Origin of the sequence: Hahella sp. KA22 (genome assembly GCF_004135205.1) — a bacterium.
Classification (GTDB): Bacteria; Pseudomonadota; Gammaproteobacteria; order Pseudomonadales; family Oleiphilaceae; genus Hahella.
This window is the reverse complement of record NZ_CP035490.1, coordinates 6,404,958-6,420,167: the sequence shown is the minus strand read 5'-3', so window position 1 is coordinate 6,420,167 and position 15,210 is coordinate 6,404,958. Positions and strand designations below refer to the sequence as shown.

The window sequence follows — 15,210 nt, the reverse complement described above, 5'->3', positions numbered from 1 at the left end:
AAATGCGCGCCATTATAGCCGTTCGTCAGACCGAACCCAAACCCGCCGCGAGCATCATGAACAAGATTTAAAACCCTGATTGCTCCTTCAGCGCTGTGCTAAACTCGCCTCTGGATTGAAAGAGCGGCGACATGGCGAGATTCCTTTACACATTCATTTACTATTTGATTCTTCCTCTAATTCTAGCCCGTCTGTACTGGCGAGGTCGCGCGGCGCCGGCCTATCGGTTACGTTGGCGGGAACGTTTAGGATGGTTCAAAGCGCCGTCGTTCGCACAACGACCGCTCTGGGTCCACAGTGTCTCTGTTGGTGAAACGGTTGCGGCGGCGCTGTTGGTGAATCGCCTTTTGGAGGAGCATCCAGAACGCCCTATTGTCGTAACCACCATGACGCCTACTGGCTCGGAGCGGGTGAAGGCGCTATTTGGCGATCGCGTATTTCATGTATACGCGCCTTATGATCTTCCTGGTCCTATTAAGCGTTTTTTGCGCCGCCTGAATCCCTGCGCCCTGATCATTATGGAAACGGAGTTATGGCCCAACTGGGTTGCGCTGTGCGCCAAGCAGGGCATTCAGGCAATGGTGGCCAATGCGAGGCTTTCTGAGCGCTCAGCCAGGGGATATGGCAAAGTCTCCGCTATAACGCGACCAATGCTGCAGGAGCTGTCCTGGGTGGCGGCGCAAAACGCTGCGGATGGCGCTCGTTTTATGGATTTAGGCTTACCTCAGGAGCATCTCAGCGTTACCGGCAGCATTAAATTCGATATCAGCGTGAGCGAAGAGCTGCGCGGACAGAGCTTGGCGCTTCGAGAAGCTTGGGGTGGATCAAAACGCTTCGTGTGGGTGGCCGGAAGCACCCATGAAGGCGAAGACGCTGCAATACTGGCGGCGCATCAACAACTGTTGGCGCATCGTCCTGATGCGCTCCTGGTGATTGTTCCCAGACATCCTGAGCGTTTCGATAAAGTGGGCGAGGATATCCTGCGGGCGGGGCTAAGTATGGTCAGGCGCAGCAGTAATGCAACAGTAACCCCGGAGACGCAGGTTTTGCTCGGCGACACCATGGGGGAACTGCTGCGCTTTTACGCCGCCGCCGACTTGGCTTTTGTCGGCGGAAGTCTGGTCGATACGGGAGGGCATAATCCCTTGGAGCCCGCGGCGGTGGGTAAACCTGTGCTGATGGGGCCGGCCGTGTTCAATTTTACGGATATCTGTGCGCAGCTGGCGCAGGCGCAGGGATTGCGTTTCGTTGAGAGGGGAACGCTGGGAGACGTTTTATCAGCGCTGTGTGACGATGAAGCTGCCCGGCTCCGTATGGGCGAGGCGGCGTCTACAGTCGTTAATGATAATCGAGGAGCCCTGGATCGGCTGCTGGATGGCGTTCTGCGGCGCGCGCCTGAACGTTGATCGTCAGAGTAAATAAAAAAGCCGCAACACAGTGCGGCTTTTTGATGCTTGCGGAAGACTAACGGGTCAATACGTTGACTGGCTCCGCCAACCACTTATTCAGCTCATTGATGTCGTTGACAGACAGAACGCCAGCGGTTTGCTTGAACGACAGCGTGTTCAGAACGAAGTCGTAACGCGCGTTGGCGTAGTTGCTGAGGGAGGCGTAATAGCGGCGTTCTGAATCCAAAACTTCGACGATATTGCGCGTACCCACATCATAACCGGCCCGAGTGGCCTGCAGGGCGCTCTCGGAAGAAATGATTTCCTGTTTGCGAGCCTGGATCGATTCGATATTGGTTTGCAGAGTCCGGTAAAGGCTACGCAACTGCAGACGAATATTGCGCTGAGCGGTGTTCAACGACTGCTCAGCCTGTTCCAGACGATAACTTGCCTGACGCACGCCGGATTGCGTTGCCCCGCCAGTGTAAATTGGCACGGACAAGTTCAAGGATACGGATAAGTCGTTGCTGCGTTCATCCGCAGCGCCACGGCCGTCGGACTCACTGAAGCCATAACTCGCTTTTGCGTCAAGAGTCGGGTAGTGGCCGGCTTTTTGTGCGGAAACGCTACTTTGTGCGCTTTGCACACTCCAACTGGCTGCTAAAACCTGAGGGTTGTTGGCGAAGGCTGTTTCTTCCCATTTCACCGCAGAGTCGGGTGATACCTGCACAACAGGTAGGTTTTCGCTAAGCACCTGTACGGTATCAGTATAGTCGCCAGTAATACGTTGCAGGCTTTCTAATGCGACGTCCAGCTGTCCTTGAGCGTTTATGCGCGAGACTTTGCCTGAGTCATAGGTCGCTTTGGACTCATGCACCTCAGTGATTGCTATCAATCCGACTTCAAAGCGCTCTTTAGCTTGTTCCCACTGGCGCTGAAAGGCTTCTTCCGCGCGTTTGGCCGTAGTCAGGTTGTCCCAGGCGCGTAGTACGCCGAAATAAGCGTCGGCGGTGCGGAACAGTAAATCCTGCTCTGCGCTGCGCAGGTCTTCATCGGCGCGGTTACGGGAGTATTTGCTGGCCTGATAGCTGTAGTAGGTGTCCAGCTTCAACAAGGGTTGGGTCAATGTGACCTCGCCACCCTGGCTGACGTAACTGTCATCCGGGGTGAGCCGGGTGTCCACATCGTGGTGGGCGACGCTGGCGCCGGCGCCGACGCTGGGCATCAGACCTGCACGGGTTTGAATGACACTTTCTGCTTCCGCATTCCTTCCCGCCAAAGCGGCCGCCAGCTCAGAATCGTATTGCAGGGCTTTATTGTAGGCGGTGGCGAGATCCATGGCTTGAGTGGAGGCGCTAAGGCATAGCGCCCCGATTGAGATAAGCAATTTGCTTGGTCGGAACATAACGTCGGGCACCCCTCTTTAACAGTCCGGGTTGTGTGGAGTAAACACTTGAAAATTCGTATGAATTAAAAATGCCGCACAGTTTAACGCAGAATGCGTCTCATTAGATCACGAAGTGTGGAAATAAATCATTACGTATGTGTACGGTGATTACATGGGGCGGTATCTTCGGTTATTTACAGGCTCTGCGCAATAGCGCTCAGGTGAGGTGGCGCGGCATGGTCTACACTGCTTACTCGCTATGAACTCAAATCTTGGTGGCCTTGAGTCCGGATAAGACGCCGTAAAGCCATTGCAATCGAAAATGGTTTAACATGAAATGATTGCGCTTATCTCAGCGAAAACTCGCGTCAGATAGGGCGATACGTAATCCGGATACTATGAGCGAGAGGTGAAAGGTGAAGCAGGATACCCAGAAACTGCCGGCGGACAGTCAATTTGGTAAGGACGATGTGGAAGTGATTTCCAGGCAGGCTGGCTATCAGGGCTTCTTTTCTATCCAGAAACTCGAACTCAGGCATAAATTGTTCGCCGGGGGCTGGTCTGAGCCGATTCGTCGGGAGCTGTTTGTGCGCGGCGGCGCCACCTGCATGCTTCCTTATGATCCTGTGCGTGATCAGGTTGTGCTTTGTGAGCAGTTTCGTATTGGCGCATTGTATGAAGGCTCTTCGCCCTGGTTAATGGAACTGGTGGCGGGAATCAATGAGGAAGGTGAAACGTCCGAAAGCGTTGCGCGCCGCGAAGCTCAGGAAGAGGCAGGGTTGGAGGTGAAGGCGCTGAGAAAAATTCGCCACTATCTGCCGTCTCCTGGCGGAAGCTCGGAATCCATTGACCTGTTTTGCGGTCTGGTGAATGCGGAAGGGGTTGAAGGGCTGTATGGATTGCCCCATGAAGGGGAGGATATTCGCGTGCACGTAGTGAGCCGTGAGCGGGCTTATGCATGGGTGGAACGCGGACGTATCAAGGATGCTGCGGGAATCATTGCGTTACAGTGGCTGCAGTTGAACCGTGAGCAATTGCTGGCGGAGTGGCGCGAGTTTTTATGAGATGATGATTAAGACTTCAGTTATGAAGGAGAATGCGTGAAACAACGGTACGTGCCAGACATCGCCCAATTCGGAGCTATCTGCGAGGCGAATTACTTTCGCCTGAGCAAGCTCGTCGCCGATAGGGAAGCCGGCTCGGAGGTCACCTATTCGCTGCACAATCATGCAGCCTATCTGGGGTTAATCCGTATAAAGGTACTGGAATCCAGTCGTTATACTAACCTCTTGTTTTTGGAACAGGTTCACGCAATTGGTCGATGGGTGAATAACCCTCAGTTAACCGTGCGGATATATCACGACGCGCGTATGGCGGAAGTCATCAGCGCCGTGAATCATGCTCGCGTAGAGGCGGTGAACGATTATCCTAACGGCAAAATGCATTTGCCTGATGAAAAACTGCAACTAAACCAGTTTCTTTCCGAGTGGCTGAATTATTGTCTGCACCATGGCCATTCGACGGAAGAACTGAGAGACTTATAATCCCTCCGGCTCAATGTTAGCCGGCTGATTCAGGGACGAGTAAACAGCTGGTGACGGGCCAAAAGTGTCTGATTGTTGTGAAATAACACAAATTTCAATGATTATGTGACTGACTAACTGGAAAATGTCCATATCCGGCATATATTTTTTATAAGTAAGCAAAAGGATTTTCCCGTAACAACTCACTCAGACTGCGGCGGATGATGAGGTGGCGTCAGACAAAAACCAAGCGTTAACCGTTATTCAGGTAACTGATTCCCATCTGCGGCGGGAACCGGACGGCACTCTATTGGGCATGAACACCCGACGTAGTCTGGACGCGGTATTGTCGCTTGTGCGCGCAAATCATGAGAACCCGGACTTTGTGCTTGCTACTGGCGACATTGCGCAGGATGGGTCAACGGAAGCGTATGAATGCTTCCATGAGAAAATGCAGCCGTTTCAGTGCCCGGTTTATTGGTTTTCCGGCAATCATGATGACCCGGGCGTCATGGCCAAAGCGGTGCGGAATCCTGAGTGTCTGGCCAAGGTGAAAATTTTTGGCCCCTGGAAACTGATCTTTCTCGACTCTTCAGTTCGGCGCAAGGTATATGGCAAGTTGGCCAAAAAAGAGTTGCAGTTGTTGAAAGCGGAGCTGGAGAAAGATCAGGACAAGCACGTGATCATCTGCTTTCATCATCACCCCGTCGATGTGGATTGCGCGTGGTTGGATACGATTGGGCTGCATAACCGAGACGATTTCTTCGCCGTCATCGACGGCTATGAACATGTTCGGCTGATACTTTGGGGACACATTCACCAGGAATATGACCAGATGCGCAACGGCGTACGGCTATTGGCGACACCATCCACCTGTGTACAATTCAAGCCTTACAGCGAGGATTTCGCGGTGGATACCCTGGCGCCCGGATATCGCTGGTTGAAGCTGTATCCTGATGGTCGGGTGGAGACCTCAGTCGTTCGCGCCAGTCACATAGAGTTCGAGGTGGACCTTTCCAGCAAAGGCTATTGAGCATGGGCTTTTGCCATTGTCATGATGACCTCCCGCTTGTTTGCGAGTATTGATGAATCACGCCTATATTCTTTATCTACATGGCTTTAACAGCTCTCCAAAGTCTTTTAAAGCGCAATGCAGCCAGCAATGGCTCGCCAAATATTACCCGGATGTAGAACTTGCCGTTCCCGATCTGCATTATTCGCCTTTGGCGGCGATGGAGAGATTGGAGCGAGAGTACTTCGCTGATGGCGAAAAGCCGCTGGGAGTGATTGGCAGTTCGCTGGGAGGCTACTATGCGGCTTATCTGCGCCATAAATATGGTGTTCCTGCGGCATTGATTAATCCCGCCGTCAAACCCTATGATCTGCTGGAAGGATATCTGGGGGTAAATAAAAATCTCTATACGGGCGAAGAGTATACCTTGGAGCCACATCACATGGATGAGTTGCTGGCTCTGGATTCTCCACCTCCGGTTACAGGAGAGCGTGTTTATACCTTGCTGCAGACCGGTGACGCCACTTTGAATTATCGTGAGGCGGCGTTAAAGTTCGGCGCCTGCGCGCTCTGGGTGCAATCTGGCGGGTCGCATGAGTTCGAGGATTTCGAGCGGGTGTTGCCAAGTATCGTAAATTTTTTCCTATCGTCTACAATCCAGAAATGACGATAAAAAGGATTTTAATAACGCAAACCTACGTATGTCCGTATAAAATACCCGAATATTAACCTAATGAATTGACAAAGAAGGGTCAAAAGATGAGCAGCGTTCCAAGCGAACTAAAATACAGCCCCACTCACGAATGGGTGTTGTTGGAAGACAACGGCGTGGTGACTGTAGGCATTACCGATCACGCTCAGGATTTATTGGGTGACATCGTGTTTGTCGAGCTGCCTGAGGTCGGTGCGGAACTGGGCGCAGGCGATAACGCTGGTGTGGTTGAGTCCGTCAAGGCCGCGTCTGATATCTACTCGCCGGTGACCGGAGAAGTGGTGGAAGTCAATGAAGCGCTGCAAGAGTCTCCAGAGCTGGTTAACAGTGACCCTTATAGTGATGGCTGGCTCTTCAAAATCAAGATCGCCGATGTGGAAGAACTGGAAGGCATGATGGGCGCCGAAGCTTACACTGAGCAATGTGAAGCGGAAGAAGGCTGATTCGCCGACTCGAATGTCTGGCTCGCGCCCGGGGATAGCCCCGGGCGCTGCGTGATTCTCAAATGTTTAGCGATAGTTGCTGACGCTGACGCCCATTTCTGAAAACGACTCTTTCATCTCGTCCACGTCATAGTTGGTCAACCCAACGAATTCCAATACATCTTTTTGAATGCGGTTCCATTCATGGTCTTCCGATTGCCTGCCGAGCACGTGGAAATTACCACAGATATGTTCGGATATTTTCAGCACCGCCAATAGAGTTTTTTTCTCTGGATTGCGGCCGTCCCGGTCGGCAAAAATCCTTTCCGCACTGTGATGCTCTGCAATGGCCTCGCAGATATGTTTGGGCAGGTTCCAGGATTTGGCGGTGTAATACCCGACTACTGCGTGATTGGTGTTAAGGCGCTCGTTCTCAGTCTCCGTGATGCGTTTATCGACTTGGCTGTACGCTTCCTCAACCACTTGCAGATAGTTTGGGAAACGCTGAATCATCAAAGGAATGCCGCAGTTGTGGAACAATCCCAGCATATAAGCCTCGTCTGGGGACTGATAACCAATTTTCTTGGCGATATTGGCTGAGATGCTGGAAATATCGTTGGCGGTATCCCAGAAGCGAGTGAGTTCCACGATATGCTCATCAGACATCTCGCCCTTAATGGAAATGCCGTTGATGATGTTGACCACGCTTTTCAGGCCCAATAGAGAAACCGCCTGGGCGATGGAGGCAATCTTGTTGGACAGGCCGAACATGGGGGAGTTAACGAACTTCAATACGGTGCCGGCGAGTCCCACATCCTGACTGATCAGCTGGGCGATACGGCTGATATCCGGATCAGGCATCACCTGTTCCATTTGAATATCCACCAGGATTTGCGGCTGTGGCGGTATTTTTATTCCCTGCAGAATATGCTGGATCTGCTCTTCGTTGAGTTCGGTGCTCATGAGGACTCCTATGTGAATACAGCGGATGCGACGCCGCAAAAATAAGTTTAGCCCAACTGAAAAAGTCCGGGGTGTTGAAGATATCGGGCCTGACCGATATTAAGCGGCTTCGAGGGGGCTTTATCAGTTATAATCCGCGCCGTTTCATCGAATCACCAGCGCCAGCGGCGCAGCAACTAATGAGGGGCGAATATGGATACGGGCGTATTGCGGTTACGAGAAAATGCCGACAAGCGGCTTCGTAGCGGGCATTTGTGGGTATACAGCAACGAAATCGATATTCAGAAAACGCCACTGACTGAATTGGCGGCGGGGCAGCCGGTCGTTATCGAAAACGCGAAGGGAAAACCGCTGGCGGCGGCCTTTGCTAATCCTCATGCGTTGATTTGCGCACGCATAGTCAGCCGCAGTCCCAAATTGTTTCTCTCTCGCTCCTTGCTGAAAAAGCGGATGCAGGCGGCGGACGAGTGGCGGCGCCAGCTATTCGGAACCCCGCATTATCGAATGGTGTTTGGCGATAGCGATGGATTGCCTGGCTTGGTGATCGACCGTTTTGGCGCCGACTTCGTAGCGCAAATCTCCACAGCGGGAATGGAGCAGTTCAAGGACGATGTCGTCGATATTCTCAAAAACAATTTCTCCGCTCGCACTGTGATTATGAAGAATGACGGCAAGATGCGTGAAGTGGAAGGATTGGAGCGCTATACCCAGTTTTTTGGGGAGGAGATCGAAACGCTGGAAGTGATTGAGAATGGCGTATCCATGTCTGCGCCTGCCCAAGGCGGCCAAAAAACGGGATGGTTCTATGATCATCGTACCAATCGCGCCGCTTTGTTTCCCTGGGTGAAAGGTAAGCGTGTGCTGGATCTGTTCAGTTATGTCGGCGGCTGGGGCGTGCAGACCCTGGCCAATGGCGCGGAATCGGTCACTTTCGTCGACTCGTCTGAAAGCGCTCTGGAATGGGCGCAGCGCAATTGTCGCCTGCAGATGGATAATCCGCCATGCCGTTTTATCCGTGAAGATGCTTTCAATGCATTGGAAAATCTGTGTCAGGAAAAAGAAAAGTTTGACGTTGTGATTGTCGATCCGCCTGCGCTGATACCTCGTCGCAAAGATCAAAAGCAAGGCGAGCGGGCTTATCAGCGTTTGAATCAGATGGCGCTGCGATTGACGGCTCCTGGCGGTATGCTGATGTCAGCTTCTTGCTCCATGCATCTTTCATCCGAGCGCTTGAGAGATATCCTGCGAGCGTCGGCGCGAGAAGTCGACCGTACGGCGCAATTGATATTCCAGGGAGGGCAGGGCGCAGATCACCCGATTCTCCCGGCGATACCCGAGACAGACTACATAAAGGCCATGCTGCTGCGCGTTACGCCGACTTTGTAACGGTTGCTTGGGGAATAGTGGCCGGAGTCATCCGGCCAAGAGAAAACAGGTTTAGTTTCCGGCGAACCGGATAATGATCTGTTCCCGAAGTTGCAGCGCCTGATTTTCGCAAATGGCGATCTGCTCTTCGTTATCCTCGGCAGTGGCGCTTAATGCCGTCAGGCAGCCCTCCAGCTTGAGACGAAGCTCTTTCAGACTGCTGCGAGTCTGGGCGTCCGTAAACAATGCGGGCTCTGTCAAAAAAGGCTGCATGGCTTTCATCCGTCCGCGCCAAAAATGGGCTGCGTCCTGACTGAACTCCAGATGCTCCTGAAAGCGCCAGCCGGGCTCACCGTCTTTCGGTTTCAGGGCTCCGACCACTTCACGGTCAATAAAGTCGATGAGGGCGATAAGCCAGGGGTTTGCTTCGCGCACGGCTTCCATCTGGCTCATACTTTTTCCTTTTTGGAATATACTCCCGGAAGGCGGGCGCCAGGCAGCGGAGAACTCTGTCATGTCTTGCGCCAGACGCTCACCTTGCAAACGCAAAAGCTCGCGCCGGCGCTCTGTATCAGGCGCGTCGGCCTTCACGATAAAGCGAGCGGACTGTTGCGCAGGATCGTTATGCGACCAGAGCATGAACTCAATCGGATGCATTCCGTAAACCAAATAGTATTCGTCCGCAAACTGATGCTGCTCACTTAACGTTGCGTTGTCTATCTCAAGGTCTTCCGCATAGGTCAGTCCACTTTTCGGATAGCCGGGTACTTCGTCAAGGTACCCGCCCAGCAGCGGCGCAGCGTCCAAAAGCGAAGCGCGGTTATACGGCGCACCAGGCGCCTTGTGCTTGAGGTAGTTTTTCGCCGCTGGTAACTGGCTCCACACTTTGAGCTCTTGTAATACCGTATGCGCTTGCAGCCAATCTTCCCTGGCTTCGTTGAGAGACTCCGGCGTTGGCGCACTGATAAAGTCTTGTAGGCCGCGATTCAGCTTTTCTATCGCGTGCAGGGCGGCGTCATGTTTTTCCGTCGCCGCACTCCAGAGTGGCGACACTACTGCTGCTTCCGTCGCTTTGGCGTCAGCCTGCTCTTGTGAGGGGATTGGCGTAGTAGACTGCTGCGGCGCTGGAGATTCAGTGGAAGAATTCCGTTCCGCGCTTTTATCGCAGGCGGTTAATGCGACGCTCAGCAAGAGTAGCTGGATCGCAAGATGACGTCCGCCCACGCTCATGGGCGCAGACTCATGATTTCCCAGTCGCGCTCGCGAGCAGTTTGTAATAAACGCTCATCGCCATCGACTACAACAGGGTTGCCGACATGTTCCAGAAGAGGGATATCGTTGTGGGAGTCACTATAGAAGTAGGCGTCTGACAGATCATAAGGGTTGTGCTGCAACCACTCACGCAGACGCGTCACTTTTCCGGCCTGATAGCTCGGGGCGCCGCTGACTTTACCTGTATAACGGTTGTTGATGAACTCCGGCTCGGTGGCGATCAGCTCATCGACTTCCAGCAGATCGGCGATAGGTTGAGTGACGAAGCGGTTGGTGGCGGTGATGATAAGTAGGTAATCGCCTTTGTCTCGATGGCTGCGGAGCAGCTCAAGCGCTTTGGGAAGCAGGAGGGGGCGAATTGACTCTTCGACGAATTCTTTTCGCCACTGATGCAATTGCTCCAGAGGATGTTGAGTCAGCGGGCTTAGGGCGAATTCTAAGTATTTGAATATATCCAGCTGGCCTTTAAGGTAGTCCTGATAGAACTCGTCATTTACGCGTTTGAAGTCTTCCTGATCGACAATTCCTCTGTGAACCAGAAAATCGCCCCAGGCGTGGTCGCTGTCGCCGGCGATGAGAGTATTGTCCAGATCAAAAATAGCTAGAGCCAATGCTTAAACTCCTCTGTGATGGGCGTGGGAATTGTACACTATAAAGGAAATCGATCCGTAGCGGCCAACTGTAGCGGAAACGAGGCGTGACGGGCGTTCAGGGTGACATTCTGTTATTTATTGACTAAATCCTAATATATTATTAGAAGAGTTAGCTAAAAGCCCTTAAAGTAAAGCTAATTTGTATACAGCTGTTCAATTGTGGAACAATGTTGAAAAAAATTATAAGGATGGCAGTTCGTGATAGACGCTGAAGGTTACCGTCCCAACGTCGGCATCATACTGTGCAACCCTCGCGGTGAAGTGTTCTGGGCCAGACGTATTGGACAAGACTCCTGGCAGTTTCCCCAAGGCGGCATTAAGAAAGACGAATCGCCTGAAGAGGCTCTGTTCAGAGAGCTAAAAGAAGAGGTAGGGCTGCCGCCTGAGGCTGTTGAGATTGTCGCCGGCACCCGCGGCTGGCTGCGTTACCGCCTGCCGAAGAAAATGATTCGCTATGACTCTCATCCCGTGTGCGTGGGGCAAAAGCAAAAGTGGTTCATGCTGCAGTTATTGGCGGATGAATCGGAAATCTGCACGAGTTACACGGACAAACCTGAATTTGACGGTTGGCGTTGGGTCAGCTATTGGTATCCCCTCGGGCAGGTAGTATCCTTCAAACGAGAGGTGTATCGACGGGCGATGAGGGAGTTCGCTCCGGTCTTGTTCAAGCGTGAGGAAAGTTGAAGCGTCCCGCCTATGCTGAGTGTATTGCGTAGTATTGTACAAGAGGTTAACGCCGCTCCGAATCTGGGAGAGGCGTTGGAGCTTATTGTCAAGCGCGTACATGAGTCGATGGACACGGAAGTGTGCTCCATCTATTTGCTGGATCCAGAGACCAATCATTATATTTTGATGGCCACCCAGGGGCTTAATCCCGAGTCCATTGGTAAGGTTAAGCTGGGGCACTCAGAGGGTCTGGTTGGGTTGGTGGGGGTGCGTGAAGAGCCTCTTAACCTGCATAATGCGCCAGCCCACCCCCGTTATCGTTATTTTCCTGAAACCGGCGAAGAAAAGTATAAATCTTTCCTCGGCGTTCCAATTATTCATCACCGTAAAGTCCTTGGCGTGCTGGTTGTTCAGCAGCAGGCCAGTCGTCTGTTTGATGAGAGTGAAGAAGCCTTCCTGGTAACTATCTCCGCTCAACTCGCCGCAGTTATCGCCCATGGGGAAGCGACGGGAATCATCTCCGGATTAAACTTTACCGGTCAGAAAGCCCGGGACATTTGTTTTAAAGGCGTTGCAGGCGCCTCAGGCGTCGCTATCGGTAAATGCGTCGTCAAATTTCCTCACGCTGACCTGAAAGCCGTACCGGAAAAGCCCTGCACCGATATTGAAGCAGAGATGTCGCTGTTTGACGCCGCGGTTGCGGCGGTGCGGCAAGATATCAAAGAGGTGGGCGAGCGTCTGTCTACGCAGTTGCGGCCGGAGGAGCAGGCTTTATTTGACGTTTATCTGGGCATGCTGGATGACAATGCGCTGAGTGGCGAAGTGAAAAATTTCATCCGTGAAGGCAACTGGGCTCAGGGCAGTCTTAAAGTTGTTGTGCAGGAATACGTGCGTCACTTCGAGGCGATTAACGACGCTTACTTGCGGGAACGAGCCGTCGATATCAAAGACCTGGGACAGAGAGTTCTGGCTTATCTGCAAAAACAGCATATTGATGAGCAGCGCGACTATCCAGAAAACACCATCCTGGTGAGCGAAGAGCTGACGCCGTCCATGTTGGGCGAGGTGCCTCGCGAGAAGTTGTTGGGGCTGGTGTCGGTGCAGGGCTCAGGTAACTCTCACGTGGCGATCCTCGCCAGGGCGATGGGCTTGCCGTGTGTGATGGGCGTTATAGATATGCCCATCAACAAGCTGGATGACAGAGACATCATCATTGATGGCTACAACGGTGAGATATACAGCCATCCCTCTCCAGAGCTGCTGAGCTACTACAACTCAATCGTTGAGGAAGAGCAACAGATTTCAAAGGGTTTGGAAGAGCTACGGGATCTTCCTTGCGTCACCAAAGATGGCCACCACATGACATTGTGGGTCAATACAGGCTTGATGACCGATGTTGTACGCTCTTTGAATCATGGCGCTGAAGGGGTTGGGCTCTATCGCACGGAAGTGCCCTTCATGATCAACGACCGCTTTCCCAGTGAACAGGAACAGCGGGATTGCTATCGCGAGCAGTTAGAGGCTTTTGCGCCCAGCATGGTCACCATGCGCACGCTGGATGTGGGCGGCGATAAGGCGTTGAGTTATTTCCCTATCAGTGAAGAGAATCCTTTTTTGGGCTGGCGCGGCATTCGCGTGACGCTGGATCACCCGGAAATATTTCTGGTGCAGGTGCGGGCGATGCTGAAAGCCAGCGAAGGCCTGGATAATCTGCGCATCATGCTTCCCATGATTTCCAATATCTCAGAGATAGAGGAAGCATTGCACCTGATCTACCGTGTTTACCACGAGGTCAGGGAAGAAGGCGCTAATGTGCGGATGCCGCCAGTAGGTGTAATGATTGAAGTGCCCAGCGCAATTTTTCAGGTCAAAGAAATTGCCGAACGGGTGGACTTTATTTCTGTAGGCAGCAATGACCTGACTCAGTACATGCTGGCGGTGGATCGCAACAACCCTCGCGTGGCATCGCTATATCACTCTTTCCATCCCTCTGTATTACAAGCGCTGTATAAGATTGCCTGCGACGCCCATGCTGTCGGGAAGCAAGCGAGCATATGCGGAGAGCTGGCGGGTGATCCCGGCGGCGCCATTCTGCTAACGGCGATGGGATATGACGTGCTGTCTATGAATGCGGTGAATCTGCCGAAAGTAAAATCCGTATTGCGCTCGATCTCATTGCGCTGGGCGGAGGACCTGCTGCGCAGGTTGTTGATAATGGACAGCCCCCAAGTGATTAAAAGTACGCTGGAGTTTGCTCTGAAAGAAGTCGGGTTTGAGCATCTTACGCGTCCGGTGCGGCAAAACTAATCGGCTAAACCAAAGTCTCAGTGACGAATCACTTCGAAAGGCGCTTTAATGAGCTTGGGCGTTAAACGCGTCAAAATATCGATAGAATAAAGGAAAATACGTCGTTATAACGCCATGTGAGGCTTTTCGTGACGACGTTTATTTAGTATGAATATTCTAATTCCGTCTGCTAGCGTTTGAATTAAGTCACATAACAAGAAAAGCCATCTGCGCAGTGATTACGCGCACTATCAAGCATGAGCTGAAATTAAAAGGTTGGAGAACTAATGGCGGCAATCCCTGAAAAAAATAAGGCTGGCCCCAAGATCGGGTTGGTATTGGGAGGCGGCGGCGCGCTGGGCGGCATCTATGAAATTGGCGCTTTGCGGGCTCTGGACGAGGCATTAGATGGACTGGATTTCAACGACCTGTACGTCTATGTCGGCGTTAGCGCGGGAGCATTCGTCGCAGCGAATCTGGCTAATCAGATGACCACGGCGCAGATGTGCCGGATATTTGTTAAAAACGAAGCGGATGTGCACCCTTTTCACCCGGGCGTATTTTACCGACCCGCCCTACGTGAATATCTACGTCGAGCTGTTTCTATCCCTGGATTGGTGATGGAAGCCTGCGCAAAATTTATCGAAAACCCTCGCGACCAGAGTCTGCTGGAAGCCATGACAATTCTTGCGCAGGCGGCCCCCTCTGGTTTATTCGAAAACGAGGGCTTGCATGAATATCTTGAGCGTTCCTACAGCCTTTTGGGGCGCACCAATGACTTCAGAAAACTCAGCCGCCGCTTGTATCTGATCGCGGCGGACCTTGAAAGTAGCGATGCCGTTCGTTTCGGCTCGCCCGGTTATGATCACGTTCCAATTTCCAAAGCGGTGCAGGCCAGTGTCGCTGCTCCAGGTATCTATACACCTGTGGAGATTGATGGTCGTCATTATGTCGACGGTATCTTGCGGAAAGGGATGCACGCCTCTGTTGCGTTGGAGGATGGCGCGGACTTGGTTCTGGCGATAAACCCGGTCGTGCCTATAGACGTTCAGCAGGCAGTGGAAGCTGGAACCATGGCGCAGGGCGCCTTGCTCAACAAAGGGATGCCGAACATCTGGTCGCAGACCTATAGAACCATGGTTTACTCCCGCATGCGCGCTGGGATGGCGATGTACGAAAGTGAGTATCCCGATGCGGACATCGTACTGTTTGAGCCGGCCCGCTATGACGCTAAACTGTTTTTCTCCAATGTCTTCAGTTTCCAGTCGCGCCGTATTGTCTGCGAACACGCATATCAGATGACCAGACAGGATCTGCTGCACAGATATGACGCATTGTCAGAGCAGTTTGCGCCCTACGGCGTCACTATTCGCAGAGATATTCTCGAAGATGAGCAGAGGACTATCAGTACCAGCCTTTATGGTGAAATGCTGCCGGTCTATGTGGCGAATGAAAAGCGCAATAATGTCAGCTACTTAAGTCGAATCGGCAATAGTCTTGAAGGGGTGGCTGATTTATTGCAAAGCGCTAAGAACATAATTTGAGGTTTTACCCTTCGTCC

The 15,210-nt window shown here is 52.5% G+C and carries 14 protein-coding genes; 10 read left to right on the top strand and 4 right to left on the bottom strand.

Annotated elements, in window-relative coordinates; genetic code table 11:
* Positions 1 to 131 precede the first annotated feature (131 nt).
* Positions 132 to 1,406: a lipid IV(A) 3-deoxy-D-manno-octulosonic acid transferase gene (gene waaA, locus EUZ85_RS28405; protein ID WP_127973481.1), complete on the top strand. Its 1,275-nt coding sequence runs from the start codon at positions 132 to 134 to the stop codon at positions 1,404 to 1,406.
* A gap of 58 nt (positions 1,407 to 1,464) precedes the next feature.
* Here waaA and EUZ85_RS28400 read toward each other — a convergent pair whose 3' ends face one another.
* Positions 1,465 to 2,793 carry a TolC family outer membrane protein gene (locus EUZ85_RS28400; protein ID WP_127973480.1) on the bottom strand — a complete coding sequence of 443 codons (1,329 nt, stop codon included), beginning with the start codon at positions 2,791 to 2,793 and terminating at the stop codon, positions 1,465 to 1,467.
* A 398-nt stretch (positions 2,794 to 3,191) separates the two neighbouring features.
* Here EUZ85_RS28400 and nudF point away from each other — a divergent pair, with 398 nt between their 5' ends.
* The 5 genes from nudF to gcvH all read left to right on the top strand — a co-directional run bounded on the left by nudF (position 3,192) and on the right by gcvH (position 6,465).
* The gene (nudF, locus tag EUZ85_RS28395) at positions 3,192 to 3,839 is read left to right on the top strand and encodes an ADP-ribose diphosphatase (RefSeq protein WP_127973479.1); all 648 of its coding nucleotides are present in this window, start codon (positions 3,192 to 3,194) and stop codon (positions 3,837 to 3,839) included.
* 36 nt (positions 3,840 to 3,875) lie between these two features.
* Positions 3,876 to 4,319 carry a DUF1249 domain-containing protein gene (locus EUZ85_RS28390; RefSeq protein ID WP_127973478.1) on the top strand — a complete coding sequence of 148 codons (444 nt, stop codon included), beginning with the start codon at positions 3,876 to 3,878 and terminating at the stop codon, positions 4,317 to 4,319.
* Between the two features lie 208 nt (positions 4,320 to 4,527).
* Positions 4,528 to 5,331 (top strand): 3',5'-cyclic-AMP phosphodiesterase, encoded by an 804-nt coding sequence (gene cpdA / locus EUZ85_RS28385; protein WP_127973477.1) that lies wholly within the window; start codon positions 4,528 to 4,530, stop codon positions 5,329 to 5,331.
* A 52-nt stretch (positions 5,332 to 5,383) separates the two neighbouring features.
* Positions 5,384 to 5,977 (top strand): YqiA/YcfP family alpha/beta fold hydrolase, encoded by a 594-nt coding sequence (locus EUZ85_RS28380; protein ID WP_127973476.1) that lies wholly within the window; start codon positions 5,384 to 5,386, stop codon positions 5,975 to 5,977.
* 92 nt (positions 5,978 to 6,069) lie between these two features.
* On the top strand, positions 6,070 to 6,465 hold the full coding sequence (gene gcvH, locus EUZ85_RS28375; RefSeq protein WP_127973475.1) for a glycine cleavage system protein GcvH: 396 nt from the start codon (positions 6,070 to 6,072) through the stop codon (positions 6,463 to 6,465).
* Between the two features lie 66 nt (positions 6,466 to 6,531).
* Here the strand turns inward: gcvH and EUZ85_RS28370 are convergent, their stop codons facing one another.
* A complete protein-coding gene (locus tag EUZ85_RS28370; protein ID WP_127973474.1) occupies positions 6,532 to 7,407 on the bottom strand; it encodes an HDOD domain-containing protein in 876 nt (291 codons plus the stop codon).
* 192 nt (positions 7,408 to 7,599) lie between these two features.
* Here EUZ85_RS28370 and EUZ85_RS28365 point away from each other — a divergent pair, with 192 nt between their 5' ends.
* A complete protein-coding gene (locus EUZ85_RS28365; RefSeq protein ID WP_127973473.1) occupies positions 7,600 to 8,793 on the top strand; it encodes a class I SAM-dependent rRNA methyltransferase in 1,194 nt (397 codons plus the stop codon).
* A 51-nt stretch (positions 8,794 to 8,844) separates the two neighbouring features.
* Here EUZ85_RS28365 and EUZ85_RS28360 read toward each other — a convergent pair whose 3' ends face one another.
* Both EUZ85_RS28360 and EUZ85_RS28355 read right to left on the bottom strand, forming a co-directional pair.
* Positions 8,845 to 10,002, bottom strand: coding sequence for an imelysin family protein (locus tag EUZ85_RS28360; protein ID WP_127973472.1), 1,158 nt, complete (start codon positions 10,000 to 10,002; stop codon positions 8,845 to 8,847).
* Positions 9,999 to 10,655 (bottom strand): HAD family phosphatase, encoded by a 657-nt coding sequence (locus EUZ85_RS28355; protein ID WP_127973471.1) that lies wholly within the window; start codon positions 10,653 to 10,655, stop codon positions 9,999 to 10,001. The genes EUZ85_RS28360 and EUZ85_RS28355 overlap by 4 nt, the downstream gene beginning before the upstream one ends.
* A 240-nt stretch (positions 10,656 to 10,895) precedes the next feature.
* On the opposite strand from EUZ85_RS28355, the gene rppH reads away from it, so the two are divergent.
* From rppH to EUZ85_RS28340, 3 genes are all read left to right on the top strand, one after another.
* Positions 10,896 to 11,381 (top strand): RNA pyrophosphohydrolase, encoded by a 486-nt coding sequence (gene rppH, locus EUZ85_RS28350; protein ID WP_127973470.1) that lies wholly within the window; start codon positions 10,896 to 10,898, stop codon positions 11,379 to 11,381.
* A 12-nt stretch (positions 11,382 to 11,393) separates the two neighbouring features.
* Complete coding sequence (gene ptsP / locus EUZ85_RS28345; RefSeq protein WP_127973469.1) at positions 11,394 to 13,670, top strand: phosphoenolpyruvate--protein phosphotransferase; 2,277 nt, start codon at positions 11,394 to 11,396, stop codon at positions 13,668 to 13,670.
* 266 nt (positions 13,671 to 13,936) lie between these two features.
* Positions 13,937 to 15,193: a patatin-like phospholipase family protein gene (locus tag EUZ85_RS28340; protein ID WP_127973468.1), complete on the top strand. Its 1,257-nt coding sequence runs from the start codon at positions 13,937 to 13,939 to the stop codon at positions 15,191 to 15,193.
* The last annotated feature ends 17 nt before the right edge of the window (positions 15,194 to 15,210 follow it).

Coding starts and splice junctions, on each gene's coding strand:
- waaA (WP_127973481.1), top strand. CDS start 132: ATGGCGAGATTCCTTTACACATTCATTTACTATTTGATTCTTCCTCTA.
- EUZ85_RS28400 (WP_127973480.1), bottom strand. CDS start 2,793: ATGTTCCGACCAAGCAAATTGCTTATCTCAATCGGGGCGCTATGCCTT.
- EUZ85_RS28380 (WP_127973476.1), top strand. CDS start 5,384: ATGAATCACGCCTATATTCTTTATCTACATGGCTTTAACAGCTCTCCA.
- gcvH (WP_127973475.1), top strand. CDS start 6,070: ATGAGCAGCGTTCCAAGCGAACTAAAATACAGCCCCACTCACGAATGG.
- EUZ85_RS28370 (WP_127973474.1), bottom strand. CDS start 7,407: ATGAGCACCGAACTCAACGAAGAGCAGATCCAGCATATTCTGCAGGGA.
- EUZ85_RS28365 (WP_127973473.1), top strand. CDS start 7,600: ATGGATACGGGCGTATTGCGGTTACGAGAAAATGCCGACAAGCGGCTT.
- EUZ85_RS28360 (WP_127973472.1), bottom strand. CDS start 10,002: ATGAGCGTGGGCGGACGTCATCTTGCGATCCAGCTACTCTTGCTGAGC.
- ptsP (WP_127973469.1), top strand. CDS start 11,394: ATGCTGAGTGTATTGCGTAGTATTGTACAAGAGGTTAACGCCGCTCCG.
- EUZ85_RS28340 (WP_127973468.1), top strand. CDS start 13,937: ATGGCGGCAATCCCTGAAAAAAATAAGGCTGGCCCCAAGATCGGGTTG.